At 62.5% G+C, this 18,824-nt stretch carries 15 protein-coding genes; 8 read left to right on the forward strand and 7 right to left on the reverse strand.

The window, feature by feature from the left end; translation table 11 throughout:
• Positions 1 to 77: 77 nt before the first annotated feature.
• Complete coding sequence (locus YH3_RS04385; protein WP_003946096.1) at positions 78 to 1,469, forward strand: MFS transporter; 1,392 nt, start codon at positions 78 to 80, stop codon at positions 1,467 to 1,469.
• 55 nt (positions 1,470 to 1,524) lie between these two features.
• On the opposite strand, the gene YH3_RS04390 is transcribed toward YH3_RS04385, so the two are convergent.
• The 5 genes from YH3_RS04390 to YH3_RS04410 all read right to left on the reverse strand — a co-directional run bounded on the left by YH3_RS04390 (position 1,525) and on the right by YH3_RS04410 (position 7,301).
• Positions 1,525 to 3,210: a cytosine permease gene (locus YH3_RS04390; RefSeq protein ID WP_064443034.1), complete on the reverse strand. Its 1,686-nt coding sequence runs from the start codon at positions 3,208 to 3,210 to the stop codon at positions 1,525 to 1,527.
• Between the two features lie 135 nt (positions 3,211 to 3,345).
• The gene (locus YH3_RS04395; protein WP_007732419.1) at positions 3,346 to 4,404 is read right to left on the reverse strand and encodes an AAA family ATPase; all 1,059 of its coding nucleotides are present in this window, start codon (positions 4,402 to 4,404) and stop codon (positions 3,346 to 3,348) included.
• A 10-nt stretch (positions 4,405 to 4,414) separates the two neighbouring features.
• On the reverse strand, positions 4,415 to 5,452 hold the full coding sequence (locus tag YH3_RS04400) for an aliphatic amidase (RefSeq protein ID WP_003946093.1): 1,038 nt from the start codon (positions 5,450 to 5,452) through the stop codon (positions 4,415 to 4,417).
• Positions 5,453 to 5,478: 26 nt separating this feature from the next.
• The gene (locus YH3_RS04405; protein ID WP_064443035.1) at positions 5,479 to 6,099 is read right to left on the reverse strand and encodes an AmiS/UreI family transporter; all 621 of its coding nucleotides are present in this window, start codon (positions 6,097 to 6,099) and stop codon (positions 5,479 to 5,481) included.
• Positions 6,100 to 6,221: 122 nt separating this feature from the next.
• Complete coding sequence (locus tag YH3_RS04410; protein ID WP_007732424.1) at positions 6,222 to 7,301, reverse strand: substrate-binding domain-containing protein; 1,080 nt, start codon at positions 7,299 to 7,301, stop codon at positions 6,222 to 6,224.
• 107 nt (positions 7,302 to 7,408) lie between these two features.
• Between YH3_RS04410 and YH3_RS04415 the strand changes: the two genes are divergently transcribed.
• Positions 7,409 to 7,834, forward strand: a complete 426-nt coding sequence (locus tag YH3_RS04415; protein ID WP_042446697.1) for a MarR family transcriptional regulator — start codon at positions 7,409 to 7,411, stop codon at positions 7,832 to 7,834.
• A gap of 37 nt (positions 7,835 to 7,871) precedes the next feature.
• Here YH3_RS04415 and acs read toward each other — a convergent pair whose 3' ends face one another.
• Positions 7,872 to 9,803, reverse strand: coding sequence for an acetate--CoA ligase (gene acs, locus YH3_RS04420; protein WP_050655293.1), 1,932 nt, complete (start codon positions 9,801 to 9,803; stop codon positions 7,872 to 7,874).
• A 364-nt stretch (positions 9,804 to 10,167) separates the two neighbouring features.
• Between acs and YH3_RS04425 the strand changes: the two genes are divergently transcribed.
• The 5 genes from YH3_RS04425 to YH3_RS04445 all read left to right on the forward strand — a co-directional run bounded on the left by YH3_RS04425 (position 10,168) and on the right by YH3_RS04445 (position 16,321).
• On the forward strand, positions 10,168 to 11,784 hold the full coding sequence (locus YH3_RS04425) for an ABC transporter substrate-binding protein (protein WP_007732431.1): 1,617 nt from the start codon (positions 10,168 to 10,170) through the stop codon (positions 11,782 to 11,784).
• Positions 11,785 to 11,909: 125 nt separating this feature from the next.
• On the forward strand, positions 11,910 to 12,836 hold the full coding sequence (locus tag YH3_RS04430; protein ID WP_007732434.1) for an ABC transporter permease: 927 nt from the start codon (positions 11,910 to 11,912) through the stop codon (positions 12,834 to 12,836).
• On the forward strand, positions 12,829 to 13,785 hold the full coding sequence (locus YH3_RS04435) for an ABC transporter permease (RefSeq protein WP_019746638.1): 957 nt from the start codon (positions 12,829 to 12,831) through the stop codon (positions 13,783 to 13,785). The genes YH3_RS04430 and YH3_RS04435 overlap by 8 nt, the downstream gene beginning before the upstream one ends.
• 5 nt (positions 13,786 to 13,790) lie before the next feature.
• Entirely contained in the window at positions 13,791 to 15,515 is a 1,725-nt protein-coding gene (locus tag YH3_RS04440; RefSeq protein ID WP_154100279.1) for an ABC transporter ATP-binding protein, read from the forward strand.
• Positions 15,516 to 15,571: 56 nt separating this feature from the next.
• On the forward strand, positions 15,572 to 16,321 hold the full coding sequence (locus YH3_RS04445) for a hypothetical protein (RefSeq protein ID WP_003946100.1): 750 nt from the start codon (positions 15,572 to 15,574) through the stop codon (positions 16,319 to 16,321).
• Between the two features lie 391 nt (positions 16,322 to 16,712).
• On the opposite strand, the gene YH3_RS04450 is transcribed toward YH3_RS04445, so the two are convergent.
• Entirely contained in the window at positions 16,713 to 17,531 is an 819-nt protein-coding gene (locus tag YH3_RS04450) for an HAD-IB family hydrolase (protein ID WP_003946123.1), read from the reverse strand.
• Positions 17,532 to 17,843: 312 nt separating this feature from the next.
• Here YH3_RS04450 and ssd point away from each other — a divergent pair.
• The coding region (gene ssd, locus YH3_RS04455; RefSeq protein WP_064443036.1) for a septum site-determining protein Ssd at positions 17,844 to 18,824 on the forward strand (981 nt) is incomplete at its 3' end.

An 18,824-nucleotide genomic window follows, 5' to 3' on the forward strand; every position in this document is an offset into this window, starting at 1 on the left:
CGGGTGTTCAATTCCTACTGATTGGGACACTATCCCACCAATTGGACATCTTTCGTATAACGGCGCAGGAGCATGTTTTGAGCACGTCAGTCAGTGAGAATCCACCCAAGCCGGAGGGCGGCGACGCAGATACCGTCGCCGGAGTGCCGCGCAGCCGAATCGTGGTCGCCAGCATGGTGGGTACGTCCATCGAGTTCTACGACTTCTACATCTATGCAACAGCGGCAGTATCGGTGTTCCCGCACCTGTTCTTCCCGAAGGGCAACGACACCACCGCGCTTCTCGCGTCGTTGGCGACGTTCGGACTCGCGTTCGTCGCCCGTCCCCTCGGTTCGATTCTCTTCGGACACTTCGGTGACCGCGTCGGACGCAAGGCAACTCTGGTCGGCTCGTTGCTGACGATGGGCATAGCGACCTTCCTCATCGGACTACTGCCGACCTATCACCAGATCGGACTGCTGGCCCCGGCGTTGTTGGCGCTCATGCGTTTCTGCCAGGGTCTCGGGCTCGGCGGCGAATGGTCGGGTGCGGCGCTGCTCGCGACCGAGACCGCCAAGGAAGGCAAGCGGGCCTGGGCGGCGATGTGGCCGCAACTCGGTGCGCCCATCGGCTTCTTCATGGCCAACGGACTGTTCCTGATCATCACGTTGTTCATGAACCACGACAATTCCAGCCCGGACCTCGAGGGTGCCTTCCTGAGTTGGGGATGGCGAATTCCGTTCCTGCTCAGCGCAATCATGGTGATGATCGGCCTGTACGTCCGGCTCAAGCTTGAGGAAACCCCGGTGTTCGCGCGCGCAGTCGAGCGCGGCGAGAAGGTCAAGACTCCGGTCGCCGAGGTATTCAAGACCAGTTGGCGTCAGCTGATCATCGGTACGTTCGTGATGCTCGCGACGTACACGCTGTTCTACATCATGACCACCTGGGTGCTCAGCCACGGAACCGGCAAGACGCCGGCCGACGGTGGAACCGGTGCGGGCTTCAAGTACACCGATTTCCTTGTCCTGCAGTTGATCGCAGTCGTGTTCTTCGCTGCCGCCGTGCCGGTCTCGGGTTGGCTCGCCGACCGTTACGGGCGTCGTATCACCTTGCTGATCATCACCGGTCTGATCATGGTGTTCGGCTTGACCTTCGGTGTCTTCCTCGAACCGGACGGAATGAACGACGGTCGCATGTTGGCGTTCCTCATCGTGGGCATGCTGCTCATGGGCCTGACCTTCGGCCCGATGAGTGCCGTTCTCCCGGAACTCTTCCCGACCAACGTCCGCTACACGGGCTCGGGAATCGCGTACAACACGGCCAGTATTCTGGGCGCAGCGGTGGCGCCGTTCATCGCCGTCTACCTCGCGAAGAACTACGGCGTCGGTTGGGTCGGCATCTATCTTCTCGTAGCGGCGACGCTGACTTTTGTCGCGCTGCTGGTCATGCGTGAGACGAAGGGTGAGTCGCTCGACGATGTAGGGGCATAACCCTGCTGTGCGCCTTTATTAACCCCCGGCGGTTAATAAAGGCGCACAGCAGTTGTCAGGGAAGCTGAGCAGGCAGGACGTGCTCACCGGTCTTGTCGGTGCTCAAGGCCAGGGAGCTGATGTACTGCTTCTCGCCGTTCGGGCCGGGAACGTTCGACGCGAGCATGTCGGGACGCTCGAATTCGATTCCGCTGACGCAGCACAGAAGCGTTTCACCGGAAGGGTTCCCGTACTCGTCGAACATTGGCAGATCGATGCCGTCGTCGGTGCGTCGTAGGTAGTACTTTCCCTTGGTGGCGACGGCCAGGACCGGCGGCATCACCAGCGCGATGACGATTGCGACGATCGGGGAGAACGGCTTGATCGCCGAACCGAAAGCACCGAAGAACGCCAGGATCGAAATGCCCGCGGCCAGCAGCATCGACACGAAGCCGACGGGGTTGACGTCGTAGAGCATCCCGCGTCGGAACTCGGGGACTTTCGGGGAGAGCTTCAACCAGTACTTGTTGATCGCGATGTCCGAGGCGACGACCACGACCCAGGCGATACCGCAGTTGGCGTAGAAGCCCAGGATCGTGTTGAGGAAGTCGAACATGTTGGCTTCCATCAAGATCAGTGCGATCGCCAGGTTGACCAGAACGAAGACCATGCGTCCGGGGTAGGTCTTGGTGACGCGGGTGTACGAGTTGGTCCAGGCCAGTGAGCCGGAGTACGCGTTGGTGACGTTGATCTTGATCTGGCTGATGACCACGAGGATCACGGCCAGCGTCATGGCCAGCCAGTGCGGCATCATGTCCTGGTAGATCTCGAGGAACTGGTGCACGGGCTGGTTGGCGATCGAAGATCCGTCGACGACGTTCGCGATGATGTACACGGCGAGGAACAGTCCGACGATCTGCTTGAACGCGCCGAAGATCACCCAGCCGGGGCCGGCGAGAATTACTGCAGCCCACCAACGACGGGTGTTCTCCGGCGTCTTGGGCGGCATGAAGCGTAGGTAGTCGATCTGCTCGGCGATCTGTGCGATCAGCGACAAGCAGACACCCGCGGCCAGCATCACCGATCCGAAGTTGACGCCCTTGCCGTTTGCGCCGTCCTCACCGCCGAAGGCGAAGAACGCGCTCACCGAATCAGGGTGCTTGAACAGCAGATACAGGAACGGCAGCACCATCATGACGAGCCACAGAGGCGTCGTCCACACTTGGAGCTTTGCCAGAGCCTTCATTCCGTAGATGACCAGTGGAATGACCATCAGGGTCGAGACCGCGTAGCCGATCGAGAGTGGGATCCCGAGCCCCAGTTTCAAACCCTGTGCCATGATGGAACCTTCGAGCGCGAAGAAGATGAAGGTGAACGTCGCGAAGATGACGTTGGTGACCACCGAGCCGTAGTAGCCGAAACCGCTTCCGCGAGTGATCAAATCGAGGTCGATATTGTATCGCGCGGCATAGTAGGCGAGTGGGAAGCCGGTCGCCATGATGACGACGGCAAACACGGCGATGCCCAGCAATGCGTTACCGGTGCCGTACGAGATGCCGATGTTGGCGCCGATCGAGAAGTCTGCGAGATACGCGATTCCGCCGAGCGCGGAGGTCGCGACGACGCCGGTTCCCCATTTGCGGTAGCTGCGTGGCGCAAATCGGAGGGTGTAGTCCTCCAGAGTCTCCTTCAGTGCGGCATTCTCACCGAGATCTGCCCCGTCCGGTGCGCCGGCGGACACCTGCTCGTTCACTGCTGTCATGACGTCACTTCCCCTGGGTGCCTGTGCATGTGCACTTTGTGGTGCAGGCACCCAACCTAGGGAGGTGGCGTTACGCGGACATGTTTGAAATGTGTCGCCCACGTTGCGGATTCGATCCGCAACGTGAGCGAGCACTCATGGGACTTTCTTTACCTGTATCTGATCACCAACTGCCCGCGCCTGCAAGGCGAGTGGTTGCGTCCCGACCGGCCGAAGGTCGAGAACGGCGGCGGCCACCGGGTCGGCCAAAACGTTCCGGATGGTCCGGCGCAGGCCACGTGCTCCGTACACCGGGTCGAACCCGCGCCGTTGCAACAGGGCGACGGCGCTGTCCTCCACCTCGACGTCGATGCCTCTCCTGGCCAACCGAGTCGTGATCAGTTCGATCTCGAGACGGGTCACTTGTTCCGCGGTCTGTTCGTCGAACTCGTCGAGGATCACGGTTTCGTCGATGCGGTTGAAGAATTCGGGGTCGAAGAACTTCTCCAACGCGCGTTGCACCAGATGATGACCATGGCGCGGTCGATCGATCCGGACGCGATCGGCGAGCTGCCGCAGGTGAGAGCGCCGACGTTCTGCCACCGCAGCAGAGCCGAGATTTGAGGTCAGGAACACGTAGCTGTTGCGGAACGAGATCTTCTGCTGACCGTTCGCCAACCGGAGTTCGCCGTTGTCGAGGACCTGCAGGAGCGCACGCAGCACGGTGGGGTCGGCCTTCTCCACTTCGTCGAACAGGACGATTCCGGGGGTGTACGGATCGCCCTCGACAGTGTTCTTGTCGAACAGCGTGAAGGACTCCTTGCTACCGGCATATCCAGGTGGAGCCCCGGAGAATGACGCCGCATAATGCTCTTGCGCAAGAGCATTCATGTCGATGCGGCACAGATCATCGGGTCCTGACCGTAGTTCTGCGGCCACGCGCCGCACCAATTCCGTCTTGCCGACGCCGGTCGGGCCAACGAGAAGGATGTTTGCGAGCGGACGCGTCGGATCCGTGGCACCGACATGCGCGATCGAAATCGCACGAACCACTGCGTCGACGGCGGCCTGTTGTCCGACGATCTTGGAACTCAGGGCTTTCGAGAGCTTGCGAGCGTCGAAGGCCCCGACCGGTACGGGTTCGGTTCGTTCCTCGGCCGGCGGTGGTGCTGCTGCACTGTTCCGGTCATGGAGCATGTCGGTGATATAAGGCACAGTGAGATCCTTACGCTTCGATTGTCTTCTCGACCGGCAGGTTTCCGACGCGACAATCCGCTACACCCACTGTGTCTCGGGTGATGGCCTCGACGCGTTCCTGAGCCTTCTGGGCGTCGGTGACCCACAGCTTGTAGAACTCGAACGGGCAGTCCGCGACGCCCTTGTCTCCGTCACCTGCTGCGTGGACACCGGAGTAGCCGCGATGGAGGAGTTTGAAGATGTGGTTCTGGGACTGATCGTTCTCGCGTGCGTCGCGAATGGCTGAGACGGAAAGCTGCGCGTACTGGATTCCGTATTCTTCTTCGCCGGTTTCACCCAGCGTCCGGCCGTCGAATCCGATGATCGCGGAGTGTCCGAAGTAGGAGTAGACGCCGTCGAATCCGGCCGCATTGGCAACTGCCACATAACAATTGTTGGCCCAGGCCATTGCCTTGGACATCATCACCTGCTGGTCCTTGGCGGGGTACATGTATCCCTGGCAACGGACGATCAGTTCCGCACCCTTCATCGCGCAGTCGCGCCAGATCTCCGGGTAGTTGCCGTCGTCGCAGATGATGAGCGAGATCTTCAGCCCCTTCGGGCCTTCGGTGACATACGTCGTGTCTCCCGGGTACCACCCTTCGATGGGGCACCAGGGCAGGATCTTTCGGTACCTCTGAACGATCTCGCCCTTGTTGTCGATGAGGATCAACGTGTTGTACGGGGGCTTGTTCGGGTGGTCTTCGTGCTGTTCGCCGGTGATGGAGAAGATTCCCCACGTGTCGGCTTCGCGGCACGCTGCGGAGAAGATCGCGGTCTCGTCGCCCGGGATGGTGGCTGCTGTCGCGTACATCTCCTCTTCGTTGTACATGATTCCCTGCGTGGAGTATTCGGGGAAGACCACCAGATCCATTCCGGGGAGGCCGGTCTTCATGCCGATCATCATGTCGGCGATCTTGCGCGCGTTCTCGAGGACGCCGGCGCGATCGTGCAAGCGGGGCATCTTGTAGTTGACCACTGCTACGCCGACCGTGTCGTTGCTCGAGGAGATGTCACCGTGTCGCATTGTCTTTCACTCCTTGGTTGTGTCGATCAGTTGAAGGCTGGACGGGATTGGGGTACTGCGGTTTTGGGTGCAGCGAGGATCTTGGCCAGGCCCAGGAGAACCAGAAGTGCTCCGGCCCAACCGGCCGCGACGGCGGGTGTGGTGTGGAAGTTGTCGGTCAGGATCAGAAATGCGGGGACCGTGCACGTGGGCTGGCTCAGGAGGACCGCTGCCCAGCCGGTGAAGCGACTGAGATTCTCGTGGCCGAGCCCGAGTACCAGGAAGAACAGCGTCCACAGCGCTGCCCATGCGAGCCAGATGACCCCGAAGACGGGGTCGTTGCTCACTGTGAAAGAGAGGAAGGAGTACACGAGCGCGGCGCACGCGACGAACAGCGAGAACCACCCGACTCCTTCCGGCTCGAAGCCGGCGAGATTGCTGATGCCCACGTAGAGATAGGTGAATCCGAACAGATAGAGCCCTGAGGCCGCCAGGACGGCACTCGAATCTCCCTGAGCCTGAATCAACATGACGGTGGGGACGACGCATTGAAGTGCGCCGACGAAGAGGTTGAGGACCGAGGCGGATCGAACGGGAACTGTGCCGAGCAGCATCAGTCCGTTGACGAAGAGGACGGCTCCCACGTAAAGCAAACCAACACTGCCCATCGGGCACCTCCGGTTACTTCGGGACGGTTACTTCGGGACGGGTTACTTTCAAATGAAATGATTCCAAATGAAACTAAGTGATGCGCGCCACAGAAGTCAAGAGGGAGATCTCAGGGAAAATCTCAGAGCGTTGCGATGATCGAGAAGTCGAGTCCGTCGGCGACGGCGAGCTGAATCTTCTGCCGTGCAACACGATCACGAAACTCGACGGTTCCGCGAGGCCCGTCGTACGCGGCACCCTCGACGACGGCGTCCAGGTCACGCGGATGAGTGCTGTCGGCGCGCCGCACCAGGGCCGAAAGGGTATGTATCCCTTCGTAACACGATTCGGCGGCATTGTTCAGCGCCGGAGCGTGCGCGCCGTGCAGTGCAACGTAGCGCCCGAGAAGATCCATGGAGTTGCCGTCGACCATCGAACGGAAGTACGCGGCGGAGGCAAACAGGTTGCGGGTTGCCCTCGGCCCGCTCGCGAGCAGCATGTTCTCTTCCATCAACGGGCTGAACCGGATCATCGACTCGTCGAGGCCGCGGCGGGCGAAGGCGCGGTTGAAATCGACGGCGTCCTGGCCGACGAGGAGCATGATCACGCCGTCGCAACCGGAGTTCGAGACGGTCTCGACCAGTTGTTTCATGTTGCCGCGCCCCAGGTCGACAAACGAACCGCCGACAAGGCTGAGATCGAGTTCGGTGGCGAATTGCCTCACGGCTCCGAGAGAGCTGTGCGGCCAGATGTAGTCGTCCCCGACGACAAACCACTTACGCGCTCCGACGTTGTCGCGCAGCCACTTCAGCGCCGGCGCGATCTGCTGCCGTGGTGTTTCGCCGGAGCAGTAGATGCCGGACCTGACCTCGCCGCCCTCGTAGAGCGAGGTGTACGAGTACGGAATGCGGTCCGCGACCACGGGTGCAAGAGCGTGGCGGACAGAGGAGATGTGCCAACCGCTGACGGCGTCGATGTCGCCGGCGTCGAGTAGTTGTCCCACGCGGGCGGCGACGACGCTCGGCGAAGCGCCGCCGTCGATCACTTCGATCTGGACTTCGCGTCCCAGCACGCCACCGGAGTTGTTGAGGTCGCGGGCGGCCAACTCGCTGATTGCTTCGCAGGAGGGGCCGAACAGTCCGGCCGGCCCCTGAAGGGGAACCACCATGCCCAGGCGCCACACCGCGCTGCGCGCGCGTTCGAGCGCGCCGGTAGCGCTCATGCGTCGCCGCCGGAATCGGGAGTCAGCGGCCTGGCCTGGGTTACTATCATTTCATTTGAAAGTATTGCCCGAGAAGTGTGAACTGCGCAACAGCGGGGGAGCGATCAGTGGGAAAAAGTGACTCCGGAATTCTTGATGCGTCGCTGACGACTGCGCTGGTCCGAGCAGCTCGAATGGCCGCGGCAGCGGCGGAGAAGGCGCTGGCGGCAGAGAATCTCACTCTTGATCACTGGATGACGCTCGAAGCCCTGGCGTCGACCGAGGGGCTGACGATGGCTGAGCTGCGCGATCGAACGGGAACACCGGCTCCGACGCTGACGCGAGTTGCGGACAAGTTGGTCTCGCTCGCGCTCATCTACCGCGAAGTCGGGGAGGACGACCGTCGGAAGGTACGCGTGTTTCTCTCCTCGCGCGGAAAGTCCTTGCACAAGAGGGTTGCCGCAGACATCCGGGTAGCCGAGGAGTCCTGGCTGACGTCGAAAGAGGAAGTGAAGTTGCGAGAGGGGCTTCGCCCCTGTGTGCCTTTCCGGTAGTGGGGACTACCAAAAAGGCGCACAGGGGCCGAAGGCCCTACTTGCCGCGGATGGCGTCGAATACCTTGGGGTCGACCAGGGTCGAGGTGTCTCCGAGGTCGCGGCCTTCGGCGACGTCGCGCAGGAGGCGGCGCATGATCTTGCCGGACCGGGTCTTCGGCAGTTCCGGCACGATCGTGATCTGACGCGGTTTGGCGATGGGGCTGATGTCGGTGGAGACCTGAGCCTTGAGTTCGGCGATGAGGACGTCGCCGGTGTTCTCGACGCCTTCACGGAGGATGACGAACGCGACGATGCCCTGTCCGGTGGTCTCGTCGGCGGCACCGACGACGGCGGCTTCGGCGACTCCGTGATGGTTCACCAGTGCTGATTCCACTTCGGAGGTGGAGATGCGGTGACCGGAGACGTTCATGACGTCGTCGACGCGGCCGAGGACCCAGAGTGCGCCGTCGTCGTCGTACTTGGCGCCGTCACCGGCGAAGTACCAGCCTTCTTCGGCGTAGCGGGACCAGTAGGTGTCGCGGTAGCGGTCCATGTCGCCCCAGATGCCGCGGAGCATCGCCGGCCACGGCTCGTCGAGGACGAGGTAGCCGTTGCCGCCGGGGCCGAGGGGCTTGGCGTCGTCGTCGACGATCTTGGCGGAGATACCGGGCAGTGGGGCCATCGCGGATCCGGGTTTGGTGGCGGTGATACCGGGGAGTGGGGAGATCATGATCGCGCCGGTCTCGGTCTGCCACCAGGTGTCGACGATGGGGGCTTTGTTGCCGCCGATGACCTCTCGGAACCAGCGCCACGCTTCGGGGTTGATGGGCTCGCCCACAGATCCGAGGAGGCGGATCGAGGACAGGTCATGGGCGTCGGGGATCTCGCGGCCCCACTTCATGAACGTCCGCACGAGGGTGGGTGCGGTGTAGTAGATGGAGACGCCGTACTTCTCGATGATGTCGAAGTGGCGGTGCTCGTTCGGGGAGTTGGGGGTGCCTTCGTAGACGACCTGGGTGACGCCGTTCGAGAGGGGTCCGTAGACGATGTAGGAGTGTCCGGTGACCCAGCCGATGTCGGCGGTGCACCAGTAGACGTCTTGTCCCGCTTTGTGATCGAAGACGTTGTGGTGGGTGTACGAGGCCTGGGTGAGGTAGCCGCCGGAGGTGTGGATGATGCCCTTGGGCTTTCCGGTGGTGCCGGAGGTGTAGAGAATGAACAGGGGATGTTCGGCGTCGAAGGCCTGCGCCTCGTGCTCGGGTGAAGCCTGTGCGACGGTTTCGTGCCACCACAGGTCGCGGCCGTCGGTCCAGTCGACGTCGATGCCGGTCCGGTTGACCACCAACACGTTCTGGACGGATTCGGCGCCGGCGACGGATTCGTCGACCGCTGTTTTGATGGGTGCTGCGGCGCCGCGTCGCCACTGGCCGTCGACGGTGACGACGAGCTTGGCTTGGGCGTCGTCGATGCGCGAGCGTAGGGCGGTGGCGGAGAATCCGGCGAAGACGACGGAGTGGGTCAGGCCGAGGCGGGCGCAGGCGAGCATGGTGACGATCGCTTCGGGGATCATCGGCATGTAGATCGCGACGCGATCACCGGCGACGAGGCCGAGGTCGGTGAAAGTATTTGCGGCGCGGCTGACTTCGGCGAGGAGGTCGTTGTAGGTCAGGTCGCGGGAATCGCCTGGTTCGCCTTCGAAGTGGATGGCGATGCGGTCGCCGTTGCCGGCGAGGACGTGGCGGTCGACGCAGTTGTAGGCGACGTTGAGTTTTCCGCCGACGAACCACTTGGCGACGGGGGCGTCGGTCCAGTCGAGGACGTCGGTCCATTTCTCGTGCCAGTGAAGGCGCTCAGCCTGATTCGCCCAGAAAGCGAGGCGGTCGGTATCTGCAGCAGCCTGCAACTCCGGTCCCGCGTTGGCGGCCGCAGCGAACTCTGCGCTCGGCGGATATGCCTGGGGGACGTCTGTTTCGGCTGCGCTTGTCATGGCTGACGGCCTTCTTTCCACTTTGATCGACACTTTTCTGACTCCGTGTGAGGGTAGTCACAAGCTCGCGTAAACGCACCGTTGCATCACGTTGCAACCCGTTGTCCTGCGACGATCGGTCGAATTGATGCGACGGGTGGTCGCTTCCGCCGACGAGTGAATGGGCGCGGACAGATTTCCCTTGGAATTGCGGACAATGGGTGCGATGCGCGCCCCGCGTCGGATGTGTCTATTGTCAAACCATTATTCGACCACAACTCGAAGTCACGTTCACTTTCAGTTGTAGGCGACACGACGCCGGCAGTTACGGCTGTCGGCAGGCCGCGAGCATGCTCGGGGTCACTTAGATGTGGAAGGAATTCCTTTGCGTATCTCACGCATAGCGACGGGCGCGGTCGCGCTCGGAATGACGGCAGTGCTGATCACGGCATGTTCGTCCGGCGATTCGTCGGGCGGATCGTCCAGTGGCGTCGTCAACGCCTGGGCGGGCGAGCCTCAGAACCCGTTGATCCCCACGAACACGAGTGAGAACATGGGCGGCCGCGTCCTCGACTCGCTGTTCTCCGGTCTCGTTTCGTACACCGCAGACGGCGGTACGGAGAACGAGGTTGCCGAGTCCATCGAGAGCACCGACGGTCAGAACTTCACCGTCAAGCTCAAGGACGGTTGGACCTTCACGGACGGCACCCCCGTCACCGCGAAGTCGTTCGTCGACGCGTGGAACTACGGCGCCCTCTCCACCAACGCTCAGCTTCAGGCATCGTTCTTCGATCCGATCAAGGGCTACGACGAAGTTGCCGCCGAGGTTCCGACGGCACAGACCATGTCGGGTCTGAAGGTTGTGGACGACTCCACCTTCACCATCGAACTCAAGCAGCCCGAGTCGGCGTTCCCCGATCGCCTCGGCTTCACGGCGTACTACCCGCTGCCCGAGGTCGCGTTCAAGGACATGACCGCCTTCGGTGAGAACCCGATCGGCAACGGCCCGTACAAGCTCGACGGAACCGGCGCGTGGCAGCACAACGTCCGCATCGACACCGTCGTGAACCCGGACTACAACGGCAACCGTAAGCCGAAGAACGCCGGCGTCGACTTCATCATGTACAACAGCCTCGACACGGCGTACACCGATCTCCTGGCCAACAACGTCGACGTTCTCGACCAGGTTCCGCCGAGCGCCGTCACGACCTTCGAGTCGGACCTGCCCGGACGCACCGTCAACCAGCCGTCGGCAACCATCGAGACGTTCACGATCCCGGGTCGCCTGCCGCACTTCAGCGGCGAAGAGGGCATGCTCCGCCGTCAGGCGATCTCGATGGCGATCAACCGCGATCAGATCACCCAGCAGATCTTCAACAAGACCAGGACGCCTGCACTCGACTTCACCAGCCCCGCAATCAAGGGCTGGAACGACTCGCTGACCGGTAACAGCAACGTGAAGTTCGATCCCGAGGCGGCCAAGGCTGCTTGGGCCAAGGCCGACGCCATCGCACCGTGGTCCGGCAGCTTCGAGATCGCCTACAACTCCGACGGCGGACACCAGGAATGGGTCGATGCCACGGCGAACAGCATCCGCAACACCCTCGGTATCGACGCAAAGGGCAAGCAGTACGCCACCTTCGCTCAGATCCGCACCGAAGCCACCGACCGCACCATCCAGAGCTCTTTCCGCTCCGGTTGGCAGGGCGACTACCCGCAGCAGTACGGCTTCCTGGCGCAGAACTACCAGACCGGCGGCAGCTCCAACGACGGTGAGTACTCCAACCCCGAGTTCGACCGCCTCCTGCGCGAATCGGCCGGCCAGACCGATCAGGCGAAGGCTCAGGAACTGCTCGATCAGGCCCAGGAAGTCCTGCTCAAGGACCTGCCCGCAGTTCCGACGTGGTACCGCAACGCTGCCAGTGGATGGTCGGAGAACGTTTCCAACGTGACCATCAGCTGGAACGGTGTTCCGGTCTACGAAGACATCGAAAAGAACTGACGCGTAGAACGATCCGCATCTGAAACGTGAGTTCGGGGCGGCAGGCGCCCTGCCTGCCGTCCCGAACTCGTGTTCACACCGGACTGTCCGCTGACGTACACGATCATCGACAAGGAGGTGATCCGATGCTCTGGTACATCGGTCGCCGAGTGCTTCAAATGATCCCGGTTTTTCTCGGGGCCACTCTTCTGATCTACGCCATGGTCTTCCTGCTTCCCGGTGATCCGATTGCCGCGTTGGCGGGCGACAAGGCGCTCAGTCCGGCTGTGGCAGCACAGCTTCGGGAGCGCTACCACCTCGATCTCCCCTTCTATCAGCAGTACCTGCTGTACCTGAAGGGCATCTTCACGCTGGACTTCGGCACGTCGTTCTCCGGACGACCTGTCAGTGAAGTTCTGGCACAGGCATTTCCGATCACGATGAAACTTGCCTTCATGGCACTGATCGTCGAGACCGTCTTCGGTGTCGGCTTCGGCCTCATCGCAGGCCTGCGTAAGGGCGGATTCTTCGACAGCACCGTCCTGCTGTTCAGCCTCGTTCTCATCGCCATCCCGATCTTCGTGATCGGCTTCCTGGCTCAGTTCTTCATCGGCGTCAAATGGGGCATCGTCCCGCCGACGGTCGGTGGCAACACCAGCTTCACCAATCTCCTGCTCCCCGCCCTGGTTCTGGGTTCGGTCTCGTTCGCCTACGTACTGCGACTGACCCGAACGTCCGTGGCGGAGAACCTGAGTGCCGACTACGTGCGCACTGCCACCGCCAAGGGACTTTCCCGTGGACGAGTGGTTCGCGTGCACGTGTTGCGCAACTCGCTGATCCCCGTGGTCACGTTCCTGGGCGCCGACCTCGCAACGTTGATGGGCGGCGCCATCGTCACCGAGGGCATCTTCAACATCAACGGCGTCGGCGGCACGATCTACCAGGCCGTGACCAGAGGTGAAGCGCCGACGGTGGTTTCGTTCGTCACCATTCTCATCGTGATCTACCTGATCGCAAATCTGCTCGTCGACCTCTTGTACGCCGCGCTCGATCCGAGGATCCGCTATGTCTGAGACCGTGAAGACCGGACGCGCCGTCCGGCAAAGTCATTTCGTGGCACCGCCCGAAGTTGCGGCACCCGGGGAGACGGACGCCGTCAAACTCGATCAGGCGCCGACCAGCATGTGGACCGATGCGTGGCGCGACCTACGCAAGCGCCCCCTGTTCATCATCTCGACGATCATCATCCTCGCGGTCATCGTCATCGCAGCGTTTCCGAGCTTGTTCACGAGCACCGATCCGCGGTTCTGCGACCTGACCTACAGCATGCAGGGGCCGACCTCAGGGCACTGGTTCGGTTTCGACCGCCAGGGCTGTGACGTGTACTCGCGCACCATCTACGGTGCTCGCGCATCCGTACTCGTGGGCGTCGGTGTCACTGCGTCGGTGCTGGTGATCGGCGTGATCTTCGGTGCGCTGTCCGGTTTCTACGGCGGATGGACCGATTCGATCCTCTCCCGTGTCGCCGACATCTTCTTCGGCATCCCGCTGATCCTGGCTGCCATCGTCCTGATGCAGCTGTTCACCGATCGCACCATCTGGACCGTCGTCGGCGTCCTGGCACTGTTCGGTTGGCCGCAGATGGCACGAATTGCTCGAGGCGCGGTGATCTCGGCGAAGAACAACGACTACGTCATGGCTTCGGAAGCGTTGGGTGTCTCGAAGCTCAAGACACTGATCCGCCACGTCATCCCGAACTCGTTGGCGCCCATCATCGTGGTGGCCACCATCTCGCTCGGCACGTACATCGTCGCCGAGGCGACGCTGTCCTTCCTCGGTATCGGACTTCCGTCCACCGAGGTTTCGTGGGGCGGCGACATCAGCAACGCTCAGGTGACGCTGCGTCAGGGTTCGACCATTCTGTTCTACCCGGCAACGGCTTTGGCGATCACCGTTCTCGGATTCATCATGATGGGTGACGCTCTGCGCGACGCCCTCGATCCCAAGTCGCGGAAGCGGTGAGCACGATGACCACCAAGGAAACTCTCACCTCGGAGGAAACTCCGTTGCTCGAGATTCGTGATCTCGAGGTGTCTTTCCAGTCCAATTCCGGTCCGGTTCCGGCAGTTCGAGGCGTCAGCCTGACCGTCTACCCGGGTCAGACGGTCGCGATCGTCGGCGAATCGGGTTCGGGTAAGTCCACCACCGCCCACTCGATCATCAATCTGCTTCCCGGCACCGGCAAGGTGACGGCAGGCGAGATCATCTTCGACGGCAAGGACATCTCGAAGGTCTCGGAGAAGGACTTCGTCCACATCCGGGGAAGCCAGATCGGTTTGGTTCCGCAGGACCCGATGTCGAATCTGAATCCCGTGTGGAAAGTGGGCTTCCAGATCGAGGAAGCACTGGCCGCCAACGGAATTGCCAAGGGCAAGGCAGCCAAGGTTCGGGCCGCCGAACTGCTCGAGGAGGCCGGCCTCGCCGAAGCCGAGAGCCGGTTGGGCCAGTACCCGCACGAGTTCTCGGGCGGTATGCGTCAGCGCGCACTCATCGCGATCGGGTTGTCCGCTCGTCCGAAGCTCCTGATCGCGGACGAGCCGACGTCGGCGCTCGACGTCACCGTCCAGCGTCAGATCCTCGACCACCTCGACGGTCTGACTACGGAACTCGGCACCGCCGTTCTTCTCATCACTCACGATCTGGGCCTGGCCGCCGAGCGCGCCGAGCATCTGATCGTGATGAGCAAGGGTCGTATCGTCGAATCCGGTCCGGCACTGGAGATTCTGAAGCGTCCACAGCATCCGTACACGCAGAAGCTGGTCGCTGCTGCGCCGTCGTTGGCGTCGAAGCGACTCAGCTCGTCGGTGGTGCGCGCCGAGATTCGAGAACAGGCGGAAGAGGTCGCCGAAGCAGTCAAGGCCGAGGAAACTGCGGCAGAGTCCTTCGGCAAGGCGACCGACGACGTTCTTGTCGTCGATCATCTGACCAAGGTGTTCAAGCTGCGCAAGGGTTTCCGCAAGACCACCGACTTCACAGCCGTGAACGACGTGTCCTTCAAGGTCCGCCGCGGAACCACGACGGCGATCGTCGGTGAATCGGGTTCCGGTAAGTCGACGGTCGCGCAGATGGTCCTCGGTCTGCTCGAGCCCACTGCAGGCAACGTGGTCTTCGACGGTCAGGACGTGTCGAAACTCGGTGCGAAGGAAACATTTGCGTTCCGTCGTCGAGTGCAGCCGATCTTCCAGAACCCTTACGGCACGCTCGACCCGATGTACTCGATCTACCGCACGATCGAAGAGCCGCTGCGTACCCACAAGGTCGGGACCAAAGCCGAACGGGAGGCTCGCGTCCGCGAACTTCTCGACAAGGTCGGTCTGCCCCAGTCGGTCATGCGACGGTTCCCGAACGAGCTCTCCGGCGGACAGCGTCAGCGCGTCGCAATTGCGCGAGCGTTGGCACTGCAACCGGAGGTCGTGATCTGCGACGAGGCGGTCTCCGCTCTCGACGTGCTCGTGCAGGATCAGATCTTGACCCTGCTCAACGACCTGCAGGCAGAGTTCGGGTTGACGTACCTCTTCATCACGCACGACCTGGCCGTGGTTCGTCAGATCGCGGACAACGTGTTGGTGATGTCGCGTGGCTCGATCGTCGAATCGGCACCGATCGACGACGTGTTCGGTAATCCGCAACAGGACTACACCCGCAAGTTGCTCGACGCGATTCCCGGTGGGTCCATCAAGCTGGGAAGCTGACGCAACAGGTAGGTAGGCAAGTCCGCAGAGGGGCTGCAAGGGTACCGTCGTTGATCGTGACGGACCCCTTGCAGCCCCTCGTCGATCTTCCAGGCGTACGCGCCGCCGCCGATCATGCGCGCGATGCTCTGGGTGAGGTTCATCGGCACAAGACCAACCGTCGCGGTTGGCCCACCACTGCCGCCGAAGCCGCGGTTCGTGCCGCGCGCGCTTCCGCATCGCTCGCCGGTGGCACCACCGAATTGCCGACCGAGGGCATGGCCGGTGATCCGATTCTCGCGGGTGCTCTGCGCGTGGCTCAGGCTCTCGACGGCGACAGCCTTCCGCTCATGGAGTCGACGTGGAAGCGCGCCCCACTTCAGGCTCTGGCCCGGCTGCACCTGTTGGCCGCGGCGGATCTCGTCGAGGACGCAGATCAACTGGGGCGGCCACGGTCGGATCGCGGAGTGGGGGAGCGGTTGGACGCTCTCGCCCAACTCGTTACAGGCGGAACCAGTGCACCGGCACCTGTTCTGGCGGCCGTCGTACACGGAGAACTCTTGGCGCTGAGCCCGTTCGGCACCGCTGACGGCATCGTCGCCCGCGCGGCCTCGCGTCTGGTTGCGGTCTCGTCGGGGCTGGATCCGCACAATCTCGGGGTCCCCGAGGTCAGTTGGCTTCGGCGACCACAGGCGTACACGGACGGCGCGGCAGGATTCGCTTCGGGAAATCCGGCGGGCGTCGGCAGCTGGGTGATTCTGTGCTGTGGTGCTCTCGAAGCCGGTGCGCGAGAGGCGACTTCGATTGCCGACGCCGCTACCGGATAGTCCGGCAAATTGCGCCTGTCGGAACATAACGAACGGGCGGCGCTGCCGATAAATCGACTTCGCCGCCCGTCAGCACGGACTACTCGTTACCAAGCGTGCTCGGTGGGTTGTGTGGGTGGCCTCGGCGAGGGATCGCACTTTCTGAGGTCGTCCCCGCAACCTGTGCGGGGTCCTCGCTCAAATTGAACGAATCTCGCAGGCCCACAACGCTTCTGCCCTTATAGTGGCTTGTGCTCCGCGTGGGTGCCCTAGTGCCCGTGCTAGGAATTTCGGTTGGGGAAACGGTCCTTCTCTTCCGAGCCGTTCCTGGCCTTCCGTTCTTCCGTAACTCCTTTGTACCCTGTGTCCGGGCTCACAGCAAGTACCAATTTTTGTTTGTGGGCCTTGGATTTCAGCGTTTCCGGCGCAGTAGCCCGAAGGTCATGGCGCCGGCCACCAGAGCTGCGATTCCCACCGCAGCGGTAGTGGCCACCGTGGTCGTGGACTGGGCCGACAATCGGGCACGAAGTGAGACCGGATTCGAGAAAGTCAGTATGGGCCAACCGTTTACGGCCGCCTCCTTGCGCAACGCTCGATCGGGGTTGACTGCGGTCGGATGTCCGACAGCCTCGAGCATGGGTAAATCCGTCACCGAGTCGGAGTAGGCGTAACTGGCGGCGAGGTCGTAACCGTACTCCGCGGCGAGTTTTTCCATGGCTTCGACCTTGCCGGGGCCGTAGCAGTAGAAGTCCACCTCGCCGGTGTAGTGGCCGTCTTCCTCCCTCATCGACGTCGCGACGGAATGGGTGGCGCCGAGGGCGCGGGCGATCGGTGCGACGATCTCTTCACCCGAAGCAGACACGACGATGACGTCGTGTCCACGCAGCTTGTGATCTGCGATCAGATCGGCCGCCTCGGCGAAGACGAGTGGATCGACGATGTCGTGCAGAGTCTCCGCGACGACGGCCTTCACCTGTTCCACGTCCCAGCCCGCACACATCGCCGTCAGATGCTCGCGCATGCGCTCCATCTGATCGTGATCGGCGCCGGACAGTAGAAACAGGAATTGCGCATAGCTGCTCTTGAGAACCGAGCGTCGATTGATCAGACCCTGTGCGAAGAATGGCTTGCTGAACGCCAGGGTGCTCGACTTCGCGATGATCGTTTTGTCCAAATCGAAGAAAGCGGCTGTCCGCCCGGTATTCAGTCCGTTCGCAGGCTTGTCGGTCACAGGATTGAGGATAGTCCGACAGGCGGTTCGTGTGCTCTTCGGCAAGCGTCCTCTTTCGGCGAAAAACAGCAGTTCAGTGCAGCTCAGGCTTGCATTTCTCGCCGATGGCGGGTGTAAGATCGTTGCTGTTCGATTCGTTCGAACTAGTTCAGCCCGACCCCCCGGGGCTGAACTCAGACGGCCCCCGCCTCCTCCCCCCATTGGCGGGGGCCGTCCTCTGTCTCAGGCCTGTTTCTCCCCAACCTCCCAGTTGTCCACAGGGTTGTTCGGCCCACTGTTTTCGCTGCCGGTGCTCGTTCAGGCTCTGCAGTCATGAACACGACGATCAGCTCTCAGGAAACCGGGGCTCCCATTCTGGTTCTCGTCGACGACGCGAAAATCCTCGCGAGCGTGCGACGCGTCGCTGCCGCGGTGGACCGCCGGCTGGACGAGGCCGAACATCCCGTGTCCCGGCAACAGTGGAACCGGGCCTCGGCGGTGGTACTGGACGCGTCGGCGGCGCGAGATGCTCTGGCTCGTTCCCCCAAGCGAACGCGAGTGTTCCTCGTATGCGACGGCACACCGACCGTCGACGATTGGAAGAGCGCCACCGCGATCGGAGCCGACAGCGTTCTGTCCTTGCCCGAGGAAGAGAACGCGCTGGTCGCAGTTCTGGCCGATCACGTCGACGTCAGTGGTGACGGCACCGTCGTGAGCGTGGTGGGTGGTTGTGGCGGCGGCGGAGCCTCGGCAACTGCTGCGGCTGTCGCGTTGACGTCGGCGGCACGTCACGTCCCGACGCTGTTGGTGGACGTCGACGCACTCGGTTCCGGCGCCGACGTGCTGTTGGGTATCGAGACTGCTCCCGGATTACGTTGGGGTGCACTGACCGTCGAGGGCGGGCGGTTGTCCCCGGATGCGCTGCGCGATGCACTGCCGGCAAAGGGAAAGTTTCTGAGGGTTCTGGCGAGCAGTCGCCGGGAGATCGACGGCCCGACAGTGACCGCCGTTCGCGCCGTGCTGGACGCAGGTCGCAGTTCCGGCGGGCTCGTGGTCTGCGACGTGCCACGTCATCCCAGCGAGGTAGGTCAGGCCGTGTTGGAGATGTCGGATTCGGTGCTCGTGGTGGTTCCGGCCACCGTGGCCGCATGCGTCGCGGCCGAGAAGGTCGGAGCCTGGGTGGTGCGACACAACTCCAACGTCGGTCTCGTCGTGCGTGGGCCGGCACCGGGAGGCCTACGCGGCGCCGATGTGGCAGACATGCTCGGCCTGCCCCTGACGGCCGTGATGCGCGGCCACCGATCGCTGGCGCCG

This window comes from Rhodococcus sp. YH3-3 (assembly GCF_001653035.1).
GTDB classification, from domain to species: Bacteria; Actinomycetota; Actinomycetes; order Mycobacteriales; family Mycobacteriaceae; genus Rhodococcus_F; species Rhodococcus_F qingshengii.

What these genes read in the sequence shown, in the direction of transcription:
- YH3_RS04430 (WP_007732434.1), top strand. Translation starts at nt 11,910, where the DNA reads ATGCTCTGGTACATCGGTCGCCGAGTGCTTCAAATGATCCCGGTTTTT.
- YH3_RS04440 (WP_154100279.1), top strand. Translation starts at nt 13,791, where the DNA reads ATGACCACCAAGGAAACTCTCACCTCGGAGGAAACTCCGTTGCTCGAG.
- YH3_RS04400 (WP_003946093.1), bottom strand. Translation starts at nt 5,452, where the DNA reads ATGCGACACGGTGACATCTCCTCGAGCAACGACACGGTCGGCGTAGCA.
- acs (WP_050655293.1), bottom strand. Translation starts at nt 9,803, where the DNA reads ATGACAAGCGCAGCCGAAACAGACGTCCCCCAGGCATATCCGCCGAGC.
- YH3_RS04390 (WP_064443034.1), bottom strand. Translation starts at nt 3,210, where the DNA reads ATGACAGCAGTGAACGAGCAGGTGTCCGCCGGCGCACCGGACGGGGCA.
- YH3_RS04410 (WP_007732424.1), bottom strand. Translation starts at nt 7,301, where the DNA reads ATGAGCGCTACCGGCGCGCTCGAACGCGCGCGCAGCGCGGTGTGGCGC.
- YH3_RS04405 (WP_064443035.1), bottom strand. Translation starts at nt 6,099, where the DNA reads ATGGGCAGTGTTGGTTTGCTTTACGTGGGAGCCGTCCTCTTCGTCAAC.
- YH3_RS04435 (WP_019746638.1), top strand. Translation starts at nt 12,829, where the DNA reads ATGTCTGAGACCGTGAAGACCGGACGCGCCGTCCGGCAAAGTCATTTC.